Raw genomic sequence first — 15,461 nt, forward strand, 5'->3', positions numbered from 1 at the left:
CGAGCGGCGGAACGGGCCGGGCGGATGAATGATGGGCGAAGACGTGGCCCGCCCGCGGGCGGGGCCGCTCCCCGGACGGAACGTTCTCTGCTCCGGCCGGCGCATCGACCGGAAGGGCATGAGCGCATGACTTCCCAAACGGCTGTCACGGCGGGGGAAGCGGCGTTCGCGGCGAGGGACGGCAGGACGCCCGGGTGGGAACCCGCCGGCCTCCCGGCACCGGCCGGGGCACGCCGCCCCCGAGGACACGGGGGCACGCCATGAGGGACGAGGACGGGCTGCTGGAGCTGGGCCTCATGCGGACCGTGTTCGACAGCCTGGGCGCGGGGGTGTTCGTCATCGACACCAGCGGCACGCTCACCGCGTCCAATCCCCGGGCGCAGCAGATGCTCGGCCGTTCGAGGGACCAGCTCCTCGGTCACGACATGCACGACCTGCTGCACCGCCGGAAGGACGGCGGCACCTTCCCGCGCGCCGGGTGCGCCATGCTCGCCGTACTGGAGAGCGGCCGGCCGGACGAGGGCAGTGACGAGCTGTTCCTGCGCGGGGACGGCAGTCTGGTGCCGGTCATCTGGGCGGCCACCCCGCTGCGGCACCAGGGGCGCCTGAAGGGCGTGGTGATCGTCTTCCACGACTTCAGCCTGCACCGCGACGCGGCGGAGCAGACCGCGGCCCACCTGGCGGCCCTGGAGGGACTCACCGCGCGGCTGACCATGGTGGCGGAGGTCTCCACGGTCCTCATCTCCACCACGGACACCCCGGAGATGCTGGACAGGCTGGCCGGGCTGCTGGTCCCGGAGATGGGCGACTGGGCGGTCGTCGATGTGCACACGTCCGGCGAGAAGGGCGGGATGCGGCGCGTCGCCGCCCGCAGCATGGACGACCCCGCGGCGGCCGACGCGCTCAAGGGCCCGCTGCCGCCACTGGCGGAGTCGTCGGGCTCGGCCGGTGTCCAGGCGCTGCGGAGCTTCCGCCCGGTCGTCCTGGACGAGGCGGCCCTGGCGGAGCCGCCGGACACCCCGCTCGCGGCTGCCCACCGGCAGCTGTTCGAACGTCTGGGCGGCAGGTGCGGTGTCGTGGTGCCCCTGCACACCCGGCGGCATGTGTTCGGCGCACTGACCGTGGCACGCGCGGCCGCCGGGGCGTCGTACACGGAAGCCGAACTCTTCCTGCTCGCCGACATCGGACGCCGCGCCGGGCTCGTGATGGAGGCGGCGGAGCTGTTCGAGCAGCAGCGCCATGTGGCGGAGACCATGCAGCGGCAGCTCCTCACCCCGCTGCCCCAGGTCGACCATCTGCGGCTGGCCGCCCGCTACCGTCCCGCCGAGAGCGCGGCGGAGATCGGCGGGGACTGGTACGACTCCTTCCTCCTCGGCGACGGCGTGTTGACGATGGTCATCGGGGACGTCGTGGGGCACGACCTCAAGGCCGCCGCCCACATGGCCGAGGTCCGCAACATGCTCCGCGCCCTGGCGTGGGACCGCACGGAACCTCCGAGCCTGATCATGCGCCGGCTCGACGAGGCGATGACCCACACCAGCGACGCCCCCATGGCCACCTGTGTCTTCGGCCGCATCGAGGGCCCGGAGGGCGGGCCCTGGCACTTCAACTGGGTCAATGCCGGGCACCCGCCGCCCCTGCTGATCACGGCGGACGGTCGCACCCGTTTCCTCGAGGAGGGACACGGCCCGCTCCTGGGCCTCAGTTCGGCCCTGCACATGGATCTGGGCTGGCCCGACGCGCGGACGGAACTCCCGGCCCGGTCGACCCTGTTGCTCTACACCGACGGCCTCGTGGAGAGCCGCGCCCGCGACATCGAGGCGGGGCTCGCCGCCCTGCGCCGGCACGCTTCGGACCTGGCCGGGCTCGGCATCGAGGACTTCCTCGACGAACTGCTCGCCCGCATCGACCCCAGCGGCGACGACGTGGCGCTGCTGGTTCTCCGCGTACCGGCCGCGGGGGTCGGGGCGGGCCCCCACGAGGCTCCCCCGCAGTACGCGCACAGTCCGGCGGCGCCCGACCGGGGCGCACCCGGCTCGCATGTCGAGGGCTCCCCGGTGCGGGACACCTCGGAACCCGCCTGACACACCGGGCAGTCCGGGCCGCGGCGTGGCGGAGCGCTGCGCGGAGTCCGGCAGGCGGGAGGCACCAGCCTCGGATCGCGTCGGCCCCGCGACGCCCGGCCCCCCCGCCCCACACAAGTCGACCCGCGGAAAAGGTACTTGTGGGCCGCTCCTGAGCGGTGGGCCATTTGACCGCGCACCGGACCTCATAGTTTACTTGCCTAGGCAAGTAAATAACGGCGAGGCGCGCCACCACTCACGCGGGCCCCGCCGCACCAGCACCATGAGCGAGGCGCCCTCACCGGGCCGCCACCAGCACGGGAGTCCTCCGCAGATGAGCACCGTTCGCCGCAGAACCGTCCTGTCGACCGCGCTGACCGCCGCCGTCACCTCGGCGGGGCTGCTGCCGGCCGCCGCCGAAGCCCGCCGGACACCTCCCCCCGGCACCGAACCCGCCCACCACGACGTCCTCTTCGTGGGCGCCCACCCCGACGACGAACTGCTCAGCTTCTGCGCACTGGGACAGTGGCGCGAGCGGTACGGATGGGAGACGGGCGTGGTCACCGTGACCCGCGGCGAGGGCGGCGGAAACGCGGTGGGCCCGGAGGAGGGGCCGGAACTCGGCCTGATCCGGGAGGCCGAGGAACGCGAGGCCACCGCCCTGGCCGGCATCCGTAACATCTTCTACCTCGACAAGCCGGACTTCTGGTACACCCTGTCGGCACCGCTGACCGCCCGGATCTGGGACGAGCCGGACACCCTCGAGCGCATCGTGCGGCTGATCCGGGAGACCACACCTCACACGGTGGTCACCATGGACCCCAGGCCGTTCGACCAGCACGGCGGACACCAGTTGTCGGCGAGGCTCGCGGTCGAGGCCTTCCGGCTGGCCGGCGACCGGCACGCGTTCCCCCGGCAACTCGCCCACGAAGGGCTGAACGTCTGGCAGCCCCGGCGGCTGCTGGCCCAGAACAACCGCTTCGACGGTCTCCTCGGCGAAGCGGCGGCCGCGCAGCACCGGACCGATCCGGACTCAGGGCTCCCCGTCGTCGGCTTCTGGTCGGGTCACCGCTCCCGGCGGCACGGTACGACCTGGGCGCAGGCCAGACTCAGCGCCGCCCGGCACTACCGCACCCAGGGATGGGGGACCCTCCCGCCCGAGGCCCCGTCGGATCCGGAGATGCTGAACTCGGAGTGGTTCACCGTGCTGGCGGACCGCGGGCGCCCCGTCCGCAGGCCCGTGCACCGGCAGACCGGACTCCTCCCGCTGTACGCGGAGTTCCGCGGCTGGGCGCACAAGGCCGGCATGCCGTGGCTGGCGAACAACGTGCAGCCCCCGTATCCGGCGCGCCCGACGACCACCGTTCCGGCGGTGGCCACCGCACCCGTACTGAACGGCCTCGAGGGGAACGGCGAGTACCCGGGCCCCGAACTGGCCCTGCGGTACTGGCAGGGCGAGACGCCGACCGCCGCCGACTGCTCGGCGACCGCCAAGCTGTCCCGGCACGACGACGACCTGTACGTCCTCGTCCGCGTCACCGACGAACGGGCCGGGGCGCCTCTTGACCGGGACGACGTCAAGCGGCACTGGCGCGCCGACTCCGTCGAGATCGCCCTCGACCCCCGGGGCGACGCGGACGACACGTCCGTGACGTTCAAGACCGGCATCGTGCCGCTCACGGCGGACGGCGAGGGCCCCGAGGCGGGGCGCGACGCCGACAACCACCAGGGCCCGGCCTCCATGACCGCTCCCGGCATGCGGGTCGTCAGCACGGTCACCGAGCCCTACCGGGGCTACACCGTCGAGGTGAGGATTCCCCTGGGCGAGCTTCCGGCGGCCGCAGATCCCGAGCGCTTCGCGCTGAACGTGCTGGTGTACGACTCGGACACCGATGACCGGACGGGGCAGACGCGGCTGGCCTGGGCGCCCTACGGCAGCGCGCAGGCCGACCCGTACGTCTGGGGGACGGCCCGGCTGGAGGGCTACACGCCCCCGGCGGACCGCCCGTCGACCCCGGCCCGGCCCCGCATTCCCGCGGACGCCGCGCGCAGCGAGGACTCCCCCGCCGCACTCGCCCAGGCCCGCCGTACGGGTGTGCCGATCGCGGGCGGACCGCGGGTGATCAGGGGCTGAGCGCCTTCGGCGGGCGGGGAGGGTGCGCGCGGGCGCCACCTCCCCGCCCGCCGGACCTCAGTCGGCGCTCCGCGCGGCCTGGTCGAGCAGACGCTGGATGCGCAGTCCGTGGGCCGCGTCGATACCGGTTCCGGCCCCGGTCCGTACGGCGGTGGCGAACTCCCGGCGGAGCACCGGCCAGCACTCCTCGTGGTCGATGCCGGCGGTGTCGTAGACCAGTTCCTCTCCGGCGCCGAAGAGTTCGACGCGGGTCCGGGCCTGGGGTAGCCGCACGCTGCCGGACAGGGACGCCTGGCTGACCGCGCCGTTCTCGTGTTCGCAGGTGAGCTCGACCCAGCGGCGCGGGTCTCCCGCGGCGCGGACGGAGACGATGGGCGCGACCGCGGTGTCGAGGATGTCCAGGAGATGCGGGCCGAGGTCGAGCAGGGCGCCGTGCTCCAGCCGCCAGGAGGTGGCGAACTCCCCGCCGAGGAAGGCCCCGTGCAGATAGCAGGAGCGGGCGCCGGTCACCTCGCGGGTGGCCGCCTCGGCGAGGAAGGCGCGGGTGACGGGGTGGTACCGCTTCGTGAGGACGAGCTGGGAGATCACCCCGTGCTCGGCGACGGCGTCCGCCACGGCGCGCGCGGAGTCGAGGTCGGCGCCCAGCGGCTTCTCCAGCAGCAGGGCACGGCCCGCGGCGGCCGCACGCGGGGCGAGGGCGGCCTGCACGGCGGGCGGCACCGCGAACGCCACGGCCTCGCAGGTGTCGAGGAGTTCCTCGAAGGAGGCGGCCACCGGGGCTCCGTAGGGCTCGGCGACCTCGGCGGCGGCCTCCGGGCGACGCGCCCAGACCCCCGCCAGCACCGTCTCGGGGCCGGTCGCGAGCATGCGGGCGTGCATGGTGCGCGCCCAGGGGCCGGCGCCCACGAGACCGACGCGGACGGGCTCGTGGGACCAGGTGGGCGTGAGGGGGGTGGTGCTGGACATGGTGCTCTCCGTCGGTTCTGCGGGGGATGTGGTGCGGCCGGTCACCGGTGGCGCCGGTCACGGCCGTGGTGGCCCTGCGGGCACACGGCGGGGCCGCACCGGTGGTGGTCCGGTGCCGTGCCCCTCAGGCACCGGCCCCGGCGAGGGCCGCGAGCCGGGCGTCGGCCCGGTCGGGGGCGTAGAGGTGGTCGATGACCATGCGGGCGGCCCCGGTGAGCGCCGCCCGGTCGCCCAGTTCCGAGGTGACGACCTGCAGATGGGCGGTGGTGCGCGGCATGGCCCGCTGGTAGATGAGTTCGCGTACGCCGGTGAGGAACGGGGTGCTCGCCAGGTCTCCGCTCAGCATCAGCACCCCGGGGTTGAGCAGGGTGACGACGGTGACCAGCACCTCGCCGACGCGCTGTCCCGCCTCGCGTGCGAGCCGGACCGCGTCGGGCTGGCCCGCGGCGAGGTGGTCGCGCACATCGGACCCCGAAGCGGTGGGCACGCCCGCCGCGGTGAGCTGACCGGCGATGGACCGGCCGCTGGCGACCGCCGCGAGGCAGCCGTAGGAACCGCACATGCAGAGGGCGTCGGGGCGGTCGTGCAGCCGGATGTGGCCGATGTCGCCGGCTCCGCCGTCGATGCCCCGGTAGACCTCGCCGCCCACGACGACTCCGGCACCGATACCGGTCGACGCCTTGACGAGGACGAAGGCACTGCAGTCCGGGTGCCCCGCGCGCTGTTCGGCCAGCGCCATCAGGTTGGCGTCGTTGTCGACGAACACCGGCAGCGGGCCGGCGGCCGGCATCGGGCCGACGTGCTCGGTCCAGGCGTCGCGCAGGCGCTCGCGCACGGGGAACCGGTCCCAGCCGGGCATGATCGGCGGCTGCACGATCTGGGCGGTCTCCCAGTCGACCGGCCCCGGCACGGAGAGCCCGATGCCGCAGACCCGTTCGGGTCCGACGGCGGCCTCGGCAAGCAGCGGGCCGAACCAGCGGGCGAGTTGGTCCAGTGCCCGGTCGGGGCCGTCCGCGATGACGAGGGTGCCGGTGTGCTCGGCGAGGACGGTGCCCGAGAGGTCCAGCACGGCGACCCGGGCGTGCCGGGTCTCCAGGTCGGCGACGAGCACCACGGCGTGCGCGGGGTCGAACTCCAGCCGGGCGGAGGGCCGCCCGCCGGTGGAGGTGCCGGTGGCGCCTCGCAGCCACCCCGCTCCGAAGAGCTGGTCGAGCCGGTGTCCCACCGTCGAGCGTGAGAGGCCCGTCGCCTGCTGGAGTTCTCCGCGCGTGGTCGCCTCGCCACTGCGGATCAGCTGGAGCAGATGCCCCGCGCTGGCCTGGTTTCCTGCCATCCCCGCCGTCCTCGCCCTGTCCGTCTCGCCTGTGCCCGTGCCCGCCCCCGGTGGCCTTCCGGCCGTCGTCCCGGGGACCCGGCTCATGGCGTCAGCTCTTGTCCGCACCGCTGGTCAGGCCCTCGGTGAGGAGCCGTTCGGCGGAGAAGAACAGGAGTACCACAGGGATGGTCAGGACGACCGACCCGGCCATCAGTACGGTCTTCGACACCTCGATGCCGTTGGCCAGTTGTTGCAGGCCGAGGGAGACCGTCCACCGGTCGGGGTCGGCCGCGAGGAAGAGGAGGGCGAACAGGAACTCGTTCCAGGCGATCATGAAGACGTACAGTCCGGTGGCCATGAGCGTGGGGAGCGCGAGCGGAAGGATGATCTTGCGTACGGTCTGCAGCCGTGACGCGCCGTCGATCGCCGCCGCCTCCTCGATGCTGAACGGGATGGTGACGAAGTAGTTCTTCAGCATGTAGATGGAGACGGGCACGGTCTGCGCGATGTAGACGATGGCGAGTCCCACGAGGCTTCCGGACAGGCCCATCTTGGCGAACATCACGAAGAGCGGCACGGCAAGCAGCGTCGCCGGGAACATGTACACGGCGAGGAAGAGCGCGCTGACCTGCCGGCTGCCGAAGAACTTCAGGCGGCTGACGGCGTAGGCGCCGGGCACGGCCGCCGCGAGGGTCAGGAGGACGGTCGCGATCGCCACGAGCGCCGAGTTGAGCAGCATCCCCAGGAAGCCCTGGCCGCCGTCGGAGGTGGACTTGAGGACGCTCTCGTAGGTGTCGAAGGTGAAGTCCTTCGCCGACACCCAGAGGTTGCCCGGGTCCAGGAGCAGGGAGTCGATGGGCTTCACCGACAGCAGGAGCATGTAGTAGAAGGGCACGATCGTGATCGCCGCGAGGAAGACGATCACCACCCAGCGCAGCACACCGAAGAACCGGTTCTCGAACTGCGCGCGGGTCAGGCGGCCCCGGGCACGCGGGGGCGACGTCGCCGGGCGGGCGGTGCGTCCCGGCTGTTCACGGGTCATCGTGGGGGTGGTCATGCCGATTCCTCCTGGACCTTCTTGCCGAAGAACTTGAAATAGACGCCCAGGAGGACCATGAGCACGACCGCGAGGACGAGGGCCTGAGCGGACGCGGCGCCGACGTCGAAGCGCGAGGTGAGGAAGTCGTAGACGCGGACGGCCACGACGTCCGTGCCCGAGCCGCCGCCGGTGAGCAGGTAGATGTCGTCGAACTTGTTGAACGTCAGGATGAAGCGCAGGACGGACAGCAGGGCGATGACGGGCATCAGCTGCGGCAGCAGGATGTGCCGGAAGCGCTGGGAGATCGTGGCGCCGTCGACCTCGGCTGCCTCCTCCAGTCCCGCCGGTACCGCCTGGAGGCGGGCCAGCATGAAGAGGAAGGCGAAGGGGAAGTAGCGCCAGGTCTCGAAGGCGATCACGGTGAGCAGCGCGAGCGGGATGTGGAAGTGGACGCCGAGCACGCCCACTTCGTAGGACCGGGTCGACAGGAACGCGATCGGGTCGTCCCACCCGAAGAGCTTGCGGCCCCACTCGTTGACGATGCCGTACTGCGGGCTGAGCGCGACCTCCCAGACGAACGAGACCGCGACCACGGGGGCGACGTACGGCAGGAGCATCGCGGCGCGCAGGATTCCGCGTCCGCGGAAGGGCCTGCGCAGCGCGAGGGCGGCGATCAGGCCGAGGACCACGGATCCCGCGGTGGCGCCGACGGTGTAGAGGAGCGTGGTGCCGAGGCTGCTCCAGAACCCGGGCGAACCGAAGACCTGCGAGAAGTTGTCGAGGGTCCAGCGGCCGAAGAGGCCGTTCTGCTGGATGTCGACGAGTTTGGCGTTCTGGAAGGCGAGCAGGACGGTCCACAGGATCGGCAGGATCACCACGACCAGGACCACCAGGAAGGTGGGCGTGACGAAGGCGAGACCTGACCGGTTCTCGCGCCGGCTGCTGCTCTGCGGTGGGACGCGGCGCTTCTTCGCACCGCTCGTTATGGAGCTCATGGGTCGGTTACCTCGGTGACGGAGCGGCTGCGGCTACTGGAGGGACTTCTGGAGGGCGGACACTTCGTCGTTGGCCTCCTTGGCGGCCTGCTCGGGCGAGATCTGACCGCTGGTCATCGCGCCGATGGCCTTGGCGACGGGGAGCTCGCCGTTGGTGGCGCCGACGAGGGTGCCCTGCCCCTGGGTGAGGCCCCAGCGCTTCATGTCGCCGACACCGGTGACGAGCCGGTCCAGGAGGGCCGGGGGGTAGGCCTTCTGCATGGACTCGCGGTGGTCGACTCCCATGACGCTGCCGCGCCACGCCTGCTGGAAGGAGCCGGGCTTCTCCGGGGTGCCGGTGCGGACGGGGATCTTGCCCTCGGGGGCCATGCCGAACCAGTCGGCGTACCCCTTGCCCATCATGTATTCGATGAACTTCCGGGACGCGCCGGTCTCCGCGGTCCTGGTGACGGCCCACGACGTGATCTCGCCGAACTGGGCGGGCTCCTTGCCGTCGGGGCCCTTGAGGGAGGTCACGATCCCGGTGTTGCGGGCCAGGAACTTCGGGTCCTTCTTGCAGTCGGAGCAGCTGGGCAGCGCGTCGTCGCGCAGACCGGCCATCTCGTCCAGGAGGAACGACGACCAGACGGCCATGGACGACTTCCCGGCGAAGTAGGTGGCGCGGGTGGTGTCCACGGTCTGGCTGCCGGGCGCGCCGTGCTTGCGCGCGAGGTCGTTGTACGCGGTGAAGGCGTTGCGGCACGCCGGGGAGTCGAGGGCGGGCTCGCCGGCCTCGTCCACCAGCTCGCAGCCGTTGGCGAGGGCGAGGTCCTCGAAGCTCTGCTGGGTGAAGACGTCCGAGGGGTCGGAGGCCAGGGAGATGCCGTCGCGGCCGCCCTTGTCGAGCTTCGCGGCCGCCTTGAGGGCGCTCGCGTAGCTGTCGGGTGCGTCGAGTCCGGCCTTGGCGAAGAGGTCCTTGCGGTACACGAGGATCTGGAGCCACGCGTCGGAGGGGACCCCGAGCCGGGTGCCGCCGTCGGCGGTGAGTGAGAGCGCGTTGCTGTTGAACGTCTCCGGGTGAAGGTCCTTGACCACCTGGTCGGCGACCTCGGTGTTGAGCAGGCCGTTGCCGTACATCTGCCAGACCTGGCCCATCGGGACGGCCCCGATGACGTCGGGGAGCTTGCCGGCAGCGGCCGCGGACATGATCAGCTGCGGCAGCTGGGTCTCGTCCACACCGACGAGGTCGACCTTGACGCCCGTCTCCTTCTCGAACCGGTCGACGACCTTCTGGGTCGCGGCCATCCGCGGCGGCAGGTTCTCCTGGGACCACACCGTGATCCTGTTGTCGGGCCGCTCGGCACCTGTGCTGCCGGAGCAGCCTGCCAGCAGACCTGCAGCCAGGGTCCCGGCGAGCCCGAGCAGGGTCGCCTTCGACCGTCGGGTCTTCATCACCATGCTGTGTCCTCACGCCACTTACGCACTTTCCTGATGCATCTCAGCATCACTTTTGCTTCTTGACAAGACATAACTCTGAGATATCTTCGACTGAAGTCAGCGAGCAACACCCCTTCCAGCACCAACGGAGCTCCCCGTGGAACGCGTCGTCCAGTTCACCGGCCCCCGCCAGGTCGAAGTCGCCGAGCACGAGAGCGCTCCGCTTCCCGTGGGGCACCTGCGAGTCCGCACTCGCTATTCGGGCATTTCCGCAGGAACCGAACTCACCGCCTATAGGGGTACGAACCCGTATCTGACGCGCACTTGGGACGCCGAGGCCAGGATCTTCCGGGACGGCGCGGCCGGCATCGAGTACCCGGTCGCCGGCTGGGGCTACTCGGAGGTCGGCGAGGTCACCGAGGTCTCACCCGAACTGGTCGGCACCCCGGGGATGCCGGTCACCGGCGATCTGGTCTGGGGCATCTGGGGCCACCGCAGCGAGGGCATCGTCCCGGCCGAGCGCATGGTCGGCCACACCCTGCCCAAGGGTCTGGAGCCGCTCGCGGGGGCCTTCGCCCGCGTCGGCGCCATCGCGTACAACGCGATCCTCGCCGCCGACATCCACCTCGGCGAGGACGTGGCCGTCTTCGGCCAGGGCGTCATCGGCCTGCTGACCACGCGCCTCGCCCAGCTCAACGGCGCACGCGTCACCGCGGTCGACGCCTTGGACGGCCGGCTGGCGACGGCCCGGGAGTACGGTGCCCGCAGCACCCTGAACGCCCGCGCCGACAGCGTCGCCGAGAGCATCCGCGCAGCCACCGGCGGGGCCGGGGCCGACGTCGCCATCGAGATCAGCGGTGTCTACCCCGCGCTGCACGAGGCCATCCGCTCCGTCACCGTCGGCGGCCGTGTCGTCGCCTCCGGGTTCTACCAGGGCGACGGCGCCGGCCTGCGGCTCGGCGACGAGTTCCACCACAACCGGGTCCAGCTGATCTGCTCCCAGATCGGCGGAGTGCCCCCGCAGCTCGCCGGGCGCTGGACCGTCGAGCGGCTCCAGCAGACCTTCCTCTCGCTGGTCGCCGAGGGCCTGGTGGACGTGAAGTCCCTGGTCAGCCACGTCGTCCCGGTGGCCGATGCGGCCGACGCCTACGTGCTGCTCGACGAGACCCCCGCCGACGCCCTCCAGGTCGTGCTGGAGTTCTGACCCCCGCGGTCCCCCACCCCGTACGAAACAGCCAGACCCCAGCGCGCCCACCGTCGGCGCCGAAAGGCATCCCATGCTGAAAACCGCCTGCCAGGAACAGCTCCTTCCCGGCGACACGCTCCAGGAGAAGTGGGCCTTCGCCCAGGACGCCGGCTTCGACGCCGTCGAGCTGCGGTCCAAGGGCGACTTCCACTTCCGCGACCGGCTGCCCGAGCTGAAGCAGGCCCTCGCCGACGGCGTCGTCATGCCGACCGTCTGCGTCGACATGCTCCACTTCTTCGCCGCGTTCGACGACGATCTGCGCCGGGACGCCCTGGAGCAGATGAAGTCGCAGCTCAGCGTCGCGGCCGAGATCGGGGCCCTGGGTGTGCAGACCCCCGCCTCGTACGGGATGTTCTCGCGCCGGCTGCCGCCCTTCGAGCCGCCGCGCACCGAGGAGCAGGACCGCGAGGTGCTGCTGGCCGGTCTCACCGAGCTGGGCGAGCACGCGCGCCGCGAAGGCGTGAGCCTCTACCTGGAGCCGCTCAACCGCTACGAGGACCACATGGTCAACCGGCTGGAGCAGGCCGTCGACCTGATCCGCACGGTGGGCCTGGACTCGGTCCGCATCGGCATCGACAGCTACCACATGAACATCGAGGAGACCGACCCGTCGGCCGCCATCCTCGCGGCCGCCCCGTACATCGGCCACGCCCAGGTCAGCGACTCGAACCGGTTCCAGCCGGGCGCCGGCCACCTGGACTGGCCGGCCTGGATCGGCGCGCTGCACAGCATCGGCTACGACGGCTACCTCGCCGCCGAGTGCCGGCTGACCGGCGACCCCGTCGCGGCCGTCCGCTCCATCCCCGCGTTCCTGCGGAGGTCCGGCGCGTGACGTCGCTGCTCGAAACCCCCGTGCCCGCCGTCGCCGATGACCTGACACTTCGGCACGGCGCGGCACGGGTACTCCTCGCCAACTGGACCGGCGGTTCGACCGTCCCGTCGCGGGGCCTGTACCCGCACCAGTGGAGCTGGGACTCGGCCTTCATCGCGATCGGGCTGCGCCACCTGTCCGTGCGCCGCGCCCAGCGCGAACTGGAGAGCCTGCTCGGTGCCCAGTGGTCCGACGGGCGCGTGCCGCACATCGTGTTCAACGCCTCCGTCCCCCTCGACGCCTACTTCCCCAGTCCGGACTTCTGGCGTTCGTCGGCCGACGGCGCCGCGGCGGGCGCGCCCGCCGGGACCGAGACGTCGGGCATCGTGCAGCCGCCGGTGCACGCGCTCGCCGCGTGGCTGGTCCACCTGTCGGACCCGGAGACCTCGCGCAGCCGCGGCTTCCTGCCCCGGGTGTACGAGCGGCTCGTGGCCTGGCACGACTACCTCACCGGGTCCCGCGACCTCGGCGGCGGCGGGCTGGCCGCCATGGTGCACCCGTGGGAGCCGGGCATGGACAACAGCCCCTGCTGGGACGGGCCGCTGCAACGCGTCGAGCCCGCGGCCCCGGGCTCGTACCGGCGTGCGGACCTCGACCACGGCCAGGCCTCCGAGCGTCCCACCGACCTGGACTACGGGCGCTACGTACGCCTGGCGGCCGACTACCGCGACAGCGGCTACGCCGATGTGCGGGGCTCGCACTCCTTCGCCGTCGAGGACCCGTGCGTCAACGCGCTCCTGATCGTCTCGGAGCACGCGCTCGCCCGGATCGCCGCGGAGACGGGGGCGGACCCCGCCCCCCACGAGGCGCGCGCCGCGCGCCTCACGGCCGCGCTGGTGGAGCGCCTCTGGTCGCCCGCCGACGGCATGTTCCTCTGCCGGGACCTGGTCGGCGGCGAGCTGATCGCCGAACGCAGCGTCGCCGGGCTCGTCCCGCTGATCGTCCCCGGGCTCCCCCAGGACATCGTGGACGCCCTGCTCGTCACGGCGGAGGGCCGGGGCTTCCGTCTCGGCGAGGTCCCGATGGCACCTTCGTACGACTTCGAGGGGCACGCCTTCGACCCCTCCCGCTACTGGCGCGGACCCGCCTGGTTCAACACCAACTGGCTGCTGGAGCGCGGTCTGCGGCTGTACGGGCGGACCCGGGCGGCCGACGCGCTGCGCGGGGCCATGCTCGGCGCGGCGGGCGGCAGCTCCTTCGCGGAGTACGTGGACCCGGTCACCGCGGAGGCGCGCGGGACGCGTGCGTTCGGCTGGACGGCGGCCCTCACCCTCGACCTGCTCGCCGCGTCCGGACCGGCGGACGACGGAGCCTCCCTCTCCCCGTCGAACGGAGCACGCTCGTGAACGGCACCGCGGACACCACCCTGGTCCGCGCGGGCACCTTCGTCGTCCTCGGGGCCGACGGCGGCCTGACCGGCCGCGGCGGTACCTCCCCGGACGGCCTGTTCCACCGTGACGCCCGGCACCTGAGCCGGTGGACGCTGACCGTCGACGGCACCGCGCCCACGGTGCTGGTTCCGTCGAGCGGCGAGCAGTCCGCCGGTTGCGTACTCACCCCGCCCGGCACCCGGGACGAGCCGGCCGCCTACGCCGTGTTCCGCGAACAGGCCCTGGGCACAGCAGTACTGACGGAGCGTCTGTGGTTGGTCAACAACCGCCCCGCGCCCGTCTCCGCGACCCTCTCGCTGACCGCGGACGCCGACTTCGCCGACCAGTTCGAGCTGCGGTCCGACAAGCGCAGCTACGACAAGGCCGGGGCGCGGCGCACGGCGGACGTCCTCCCCGACGGCATCGTGTTCGGATACGAGCGCGGCGAGTGGAGTTCGCGCACGACGGTCGGCGCGTCCCCCGCCCCGGCCGCCGTCCGGCCGGTCGACGGGGAGCCCACGGCCCACCGGCTGGAGTGGCTTCTCGAACTGCCGGCCCACGGCACCGCCGAGATCCTGCTGACCGTCACCGCGCACGCGCACGGCGCGCCGGCCCCGGCAGCCGCGGGCACGCCCGCGGAGGCGGTCGCCGAACAGGCCGCCGACACGGAGGCCTTCACCGGGGCACCGCTGCCACTGCCGGCGGACGCCCCCGCGGGCCTGGCCGCCGCGTGCGAGCGGGGACTGCGCGACCTGGCCGCCCTGCGGGTGCCGGCCACGGGACCGGACGGCGAGGACGTACGCGTCCCCGCGGCCGGCATCCCCTGGTTCCTCACGCTCTTCGGCCGGGACTCGCTCTTCACCTCGCTCTTCGCGCTGCCCTACCGGCCCGCACTCGCCGAGGCGACGCTGCTCGCCCTCGCGGCGACGCAGGGCACCGGCTACGACGTCGGCCGGGGCGAACAGCCCGGGCGCATCGTCCACGAGATCAGGCACGGCGAGCTGGCGCACTTCCGTCAGGTGCCCTACGGGCGCTACTACGGCGCGGTGGACGCGACCCCGCTCTTCCTGGTGCTGCTGGACAGCTACACCCGGTCGACCGGTGACACGGCCCTCGCGACCCGGCTGGAGAGCCGGGCCCGCGCGGCCGTGGACTGGATGTTCCGGGACGGCGGCCTGGACGACGGCGGCTACCTGGTCTACTCGCCCGACCCCCAGGGCCTGGTCAACCAGAACTGGAAGGACTCCGAGGGAGCCATCTGCTTCCTGGACGGCACCCAGGCCGAGGGCCCGATCGCCGTCGCGGAGGCACAGGGCTACGCCTACGACGCGCTGGTGCGCACCGCGCGGATCGCCCGGTGGCTCTGGGACGACGCGCCGTACGCCGAGCGGCTCGAAAGGGCCGCCGAGGATCTGCGGGAGCGCTTCCTGCGGGACTTCTGGATGTCCGGGCCCGACTTCCCGGCGCTCGCCCTGGACGGCGAGGGCCGGCAGGTCGACTCGCTGGCGTCGGACGCCGGTCACCTGCTGTGGTCCGGCATCCTCGACGACCGGCACGCCCGGCGGGTCGGACAGCGGCTGCTGGAGCCCGACTTCTTCTCGGGCTGGGCCATCCGCACCCTGGCCTCCGGGCAGCCCGGCTACCACCCGCTGTCCTACCACCGGGGCACCTCCTGGCCGCACGACAACGCGGTGATCCTGCTCGGCCTCGCACGCTGCGGCCTCAAGGACGAGGCGCGCACGGTCGCCCTCGGCCTGCTGGACGCCTCGGCGCACCACGGGCACCGGCTGCCCGAGGTGATGGCCGGCTACGCGCGGACGCAGCACCCGCGCCCGGTCCCGTATCCCCACTCCTGCTCCCCGCAGGCCTGGGCGGCGGCGACCCCCCTCGCCGTCCTCACCGCACTGCGGGAGGGCGAGGGCGGCCCGTCGTAGCCCCTCCGGCCGGGCCCGCCTCCCCCGGGCGGTCCGGCACCCGGCCGGCCCGGCCCGCGGCATTCCCCGCCGCGGGCCGGGCCGGCCGCGCGTGTGGTCCCGTGCGTGCTCC

The 15,461-nt window shown here is 72.7% G+C and carries 11 protein-coding genes; 6 read left to right on the forward strand and 5 right to left on the reverse strand.

Annotation, left to right across the window (positions count from 1 at the left end; all coding sequences use genetic code 11):
• Nucleotides 1-260: 260 nt before the first annotated feature.
• Complete coding sequence (locus OHT61_RS03830; protein ID WP_329035039.1) at nucleotides 261-2,084, forward strand: SpoIIE family protein phosphatase; 1,824 nt, start codon at nucleotides 261-263, stop codon at nucleotides 2,082-2,084.
• A 313-nt stretch (nucleotides 2,085-2,397) separates the two neighbouring features.
• Entirely contained in the window at nucleotides 2,398-4,197 is a 1,800-nt protein-coding gene (locus OHT61_RS03835; protein WP_329035041.1) for a sugar-binding protein, read from the forward strand.
• Between the two features lie 57 nt (nucleotides 4,198-4,254).
• Here the strand turns inward: OHT61_RS03835 and OHT61_RS03840 are convergent, their stop codons facing one another.
• The 5 genes from OHT61_RS03840 to OHT61_RS03860 all read right to left on the reverse strand — a co-directional run bounded on the left by OHT61_RS03840 (nucleotide 4,255) and on the right by OHT61_RS03860 (nucleotide 9,949).
• Nucleotides 4,255-5,163 (reverse strand): Gfo/Idh/MocA family protein, encoded by a 909-nt coding sequence (locus OHT61_RS03840; RefSeq protein WP_329035042.1) that lies wholly within the window; start codon nucleotides 5,161-5,163, stop codon nucleotides 4,255-4,257.
• Between the two features lie 124 nt (nucleotides 5,164-5,287).
• On the reverse strand, nucleotides 5,288-6,496 hold the full coding sequence (locus tag OHT61_RS03845; RefSeq protein WP_329035044.1) for an ROK family transcriptional regulator: 1,209 nt from the start codon (nucleotides 6,494-6,496) through the stop codon (nucleotides 5,288-5,290).
• A gap of 91 nt (nucleotides 6,497-6,587) precedes the next feature.
• Nucleotides 6,588-7,454: a carbohydrate ABC transporter permease gene (locus OHT61_RS03850; protein WP_329043080.1), complete on the reverse strand. Its 867-nt coding sequence runs from the start codon at nucleotides 7,452-7,454 to the stop codon at nucleotides 6,588-6,590.
• 77 nt (nucleotides 7,455-7,531) lie between these two features.
• Entirely contained in the window at nucleotides 7,532-8,512 is a 981-nt protein-coding gene (locus tag OHT61_RS03855) for a carbohydrate ABC transporter permease (RefSeq protein ID WP_329035046.1), read from the reverse strand.
• Between the two features lie 33 nt (nucleotides 8,513-8,545).
• Nucleotides 8,546-9,949, reverse strand: coding sequence for an ABC transporter substrate-binding protein (locus tag OHT61_RS03860; protein ID WP_329035048.1), 1,404 nt, complete (start codon nucleotides 9,947-9,949; stop codon nucleotides 8,546-8,548).
• A gap of 136 nt (nucleotides 9,950-10,085) precedes the next feature.
• On the opposite strand from OHT61_RS03860, the gene OHT61_RS03865 reads away from it, so the two are divergent.
• The 4 genes from OHT61_RS03865 (at nucleotide 10,086) to OHT61_RS03880 (ending at nucleotide 15,349) form a co-directional block, all read left to right on the forward strand.
• Nucleotides 10,086-11,132: a zinc-dependent alcohol dehydrogenase gene (locus tag OHT61_RS03865; protein ID WP_329035049.1), complete on the forward strand. Its 1,047-nt coding sequence runs from the start codon at nucleotides 10,086-10,088 to the stop codon at nucleotides 11,130-11,132.
• Nucleotides 11,133-11,205: 73 nt separating this feature from the next.
• Nucleotides 11,206-12,006, forward strand: coding sequence for a sugar phosphate isomerase/epimerase family protein (locus tag OHT61_RS03870; protein WP_329035051.1), 801 nt, complete (start codon nucleotides 11,206-11,208; stop codon nucleotides 12,004-12,006).
• The gene (locus OHT61_RS03875) at nucleotides 12,003-13,391 is read left to right on the forward strand and encodes an MGH1-like glycoside hydrolase domain-containing protein (RefSeq protein ID WP_443049356.1); all 1,389 of its coding nucleotides are present in this window, start codon (nucleotides 12,003-12,005) and stop codon (nucleotides 13,389-13,391) included. The genes OHT61_RS03870 and OHT61_RS03875 overlap by 4 nt, the downstream gene beginning before the upstream one ends.
• Nucleotides 13,388-15,349 (forward strand): amylo-alpha-1,6-glucosidase, encoded by a 1,962-nt coding sequence (locus OHT61_RS03880; protein WP_443049357.1) that lies wholly within the window; start codon nucleotides 13,388-13,390, stop codon nucleotides 15,347-15,349. The genes OHT61_RS03875 and OHT61_RS03880 overlap by 4 nt, the downstream gene beginning before the upstream one ends.
• Nucleotides 15,350-15,461: the final 112 nt, after the last annotated feature.

Source organism: Streptomyces sp. NBC_00178 (assembly GCF_036206005.1).
Taxonomy (GTDB): domain Bacteria; phylum Actinomycetota; class Actinomycetes; order Streptomycetales; family Streptomycetaceae; genus Streptomyces.

Excerpts from the sequence above, each read along its gene's own strand:
- OHT61_RS03830 (WP_329035039.1), top strand. The coding sequence starts at position 261 with ATGAGGGACGAGGACGGGCTGCTGGAGCTGGGCCTCATGCGGACCGTG.
- OHT61_RS03835 (WP_329035041.1), top strand. The coding sequence starts at position 2,398 with ATGAGCACCGTTCGCCGCAGAACCGTCCTGTCGACCGCGCTGACCGCC.
- OHT61_RS03840 (WP_329035042.1), bottom strand. The coding sequence starts at position 5,163 with ATGTCCAGCACCACCCCCCTCACGCCCACCTGGTCCCACGAGCCCGTC.
- OHT61_RS03845 (WP_329035044.1), bottom strand. The coding sequence starts at position 6,496 with ATGGCAGGAAACCAGGCCAGCGCGGGGCATCTGCTCCAGCTGATCCGC.
- OHT61_RS03855 (WP_329035046.1), bottom strand. The coding sequence starts at position 8,512 with ATGAGCTCCATAACGAGCGGTGCGAAGAAGCGCCGCGTCCCACCGCAG.
- OHT61_RS03860 (WP_329035048.1), bottom strand. The coding sequence starts at position 9,949 with ATGGTGATGAAGACCCGACGGTCGAAGGCGACCCTGCTCGGGCTCGCC.
- OHT61_RS03870 (WP_329035051.1), top strand. The coding sequence starts at position 11,206 with ATGCTGAAAACCGCCTGCCAGGAACAGCTCCTTCCCGGCGACACGCTC.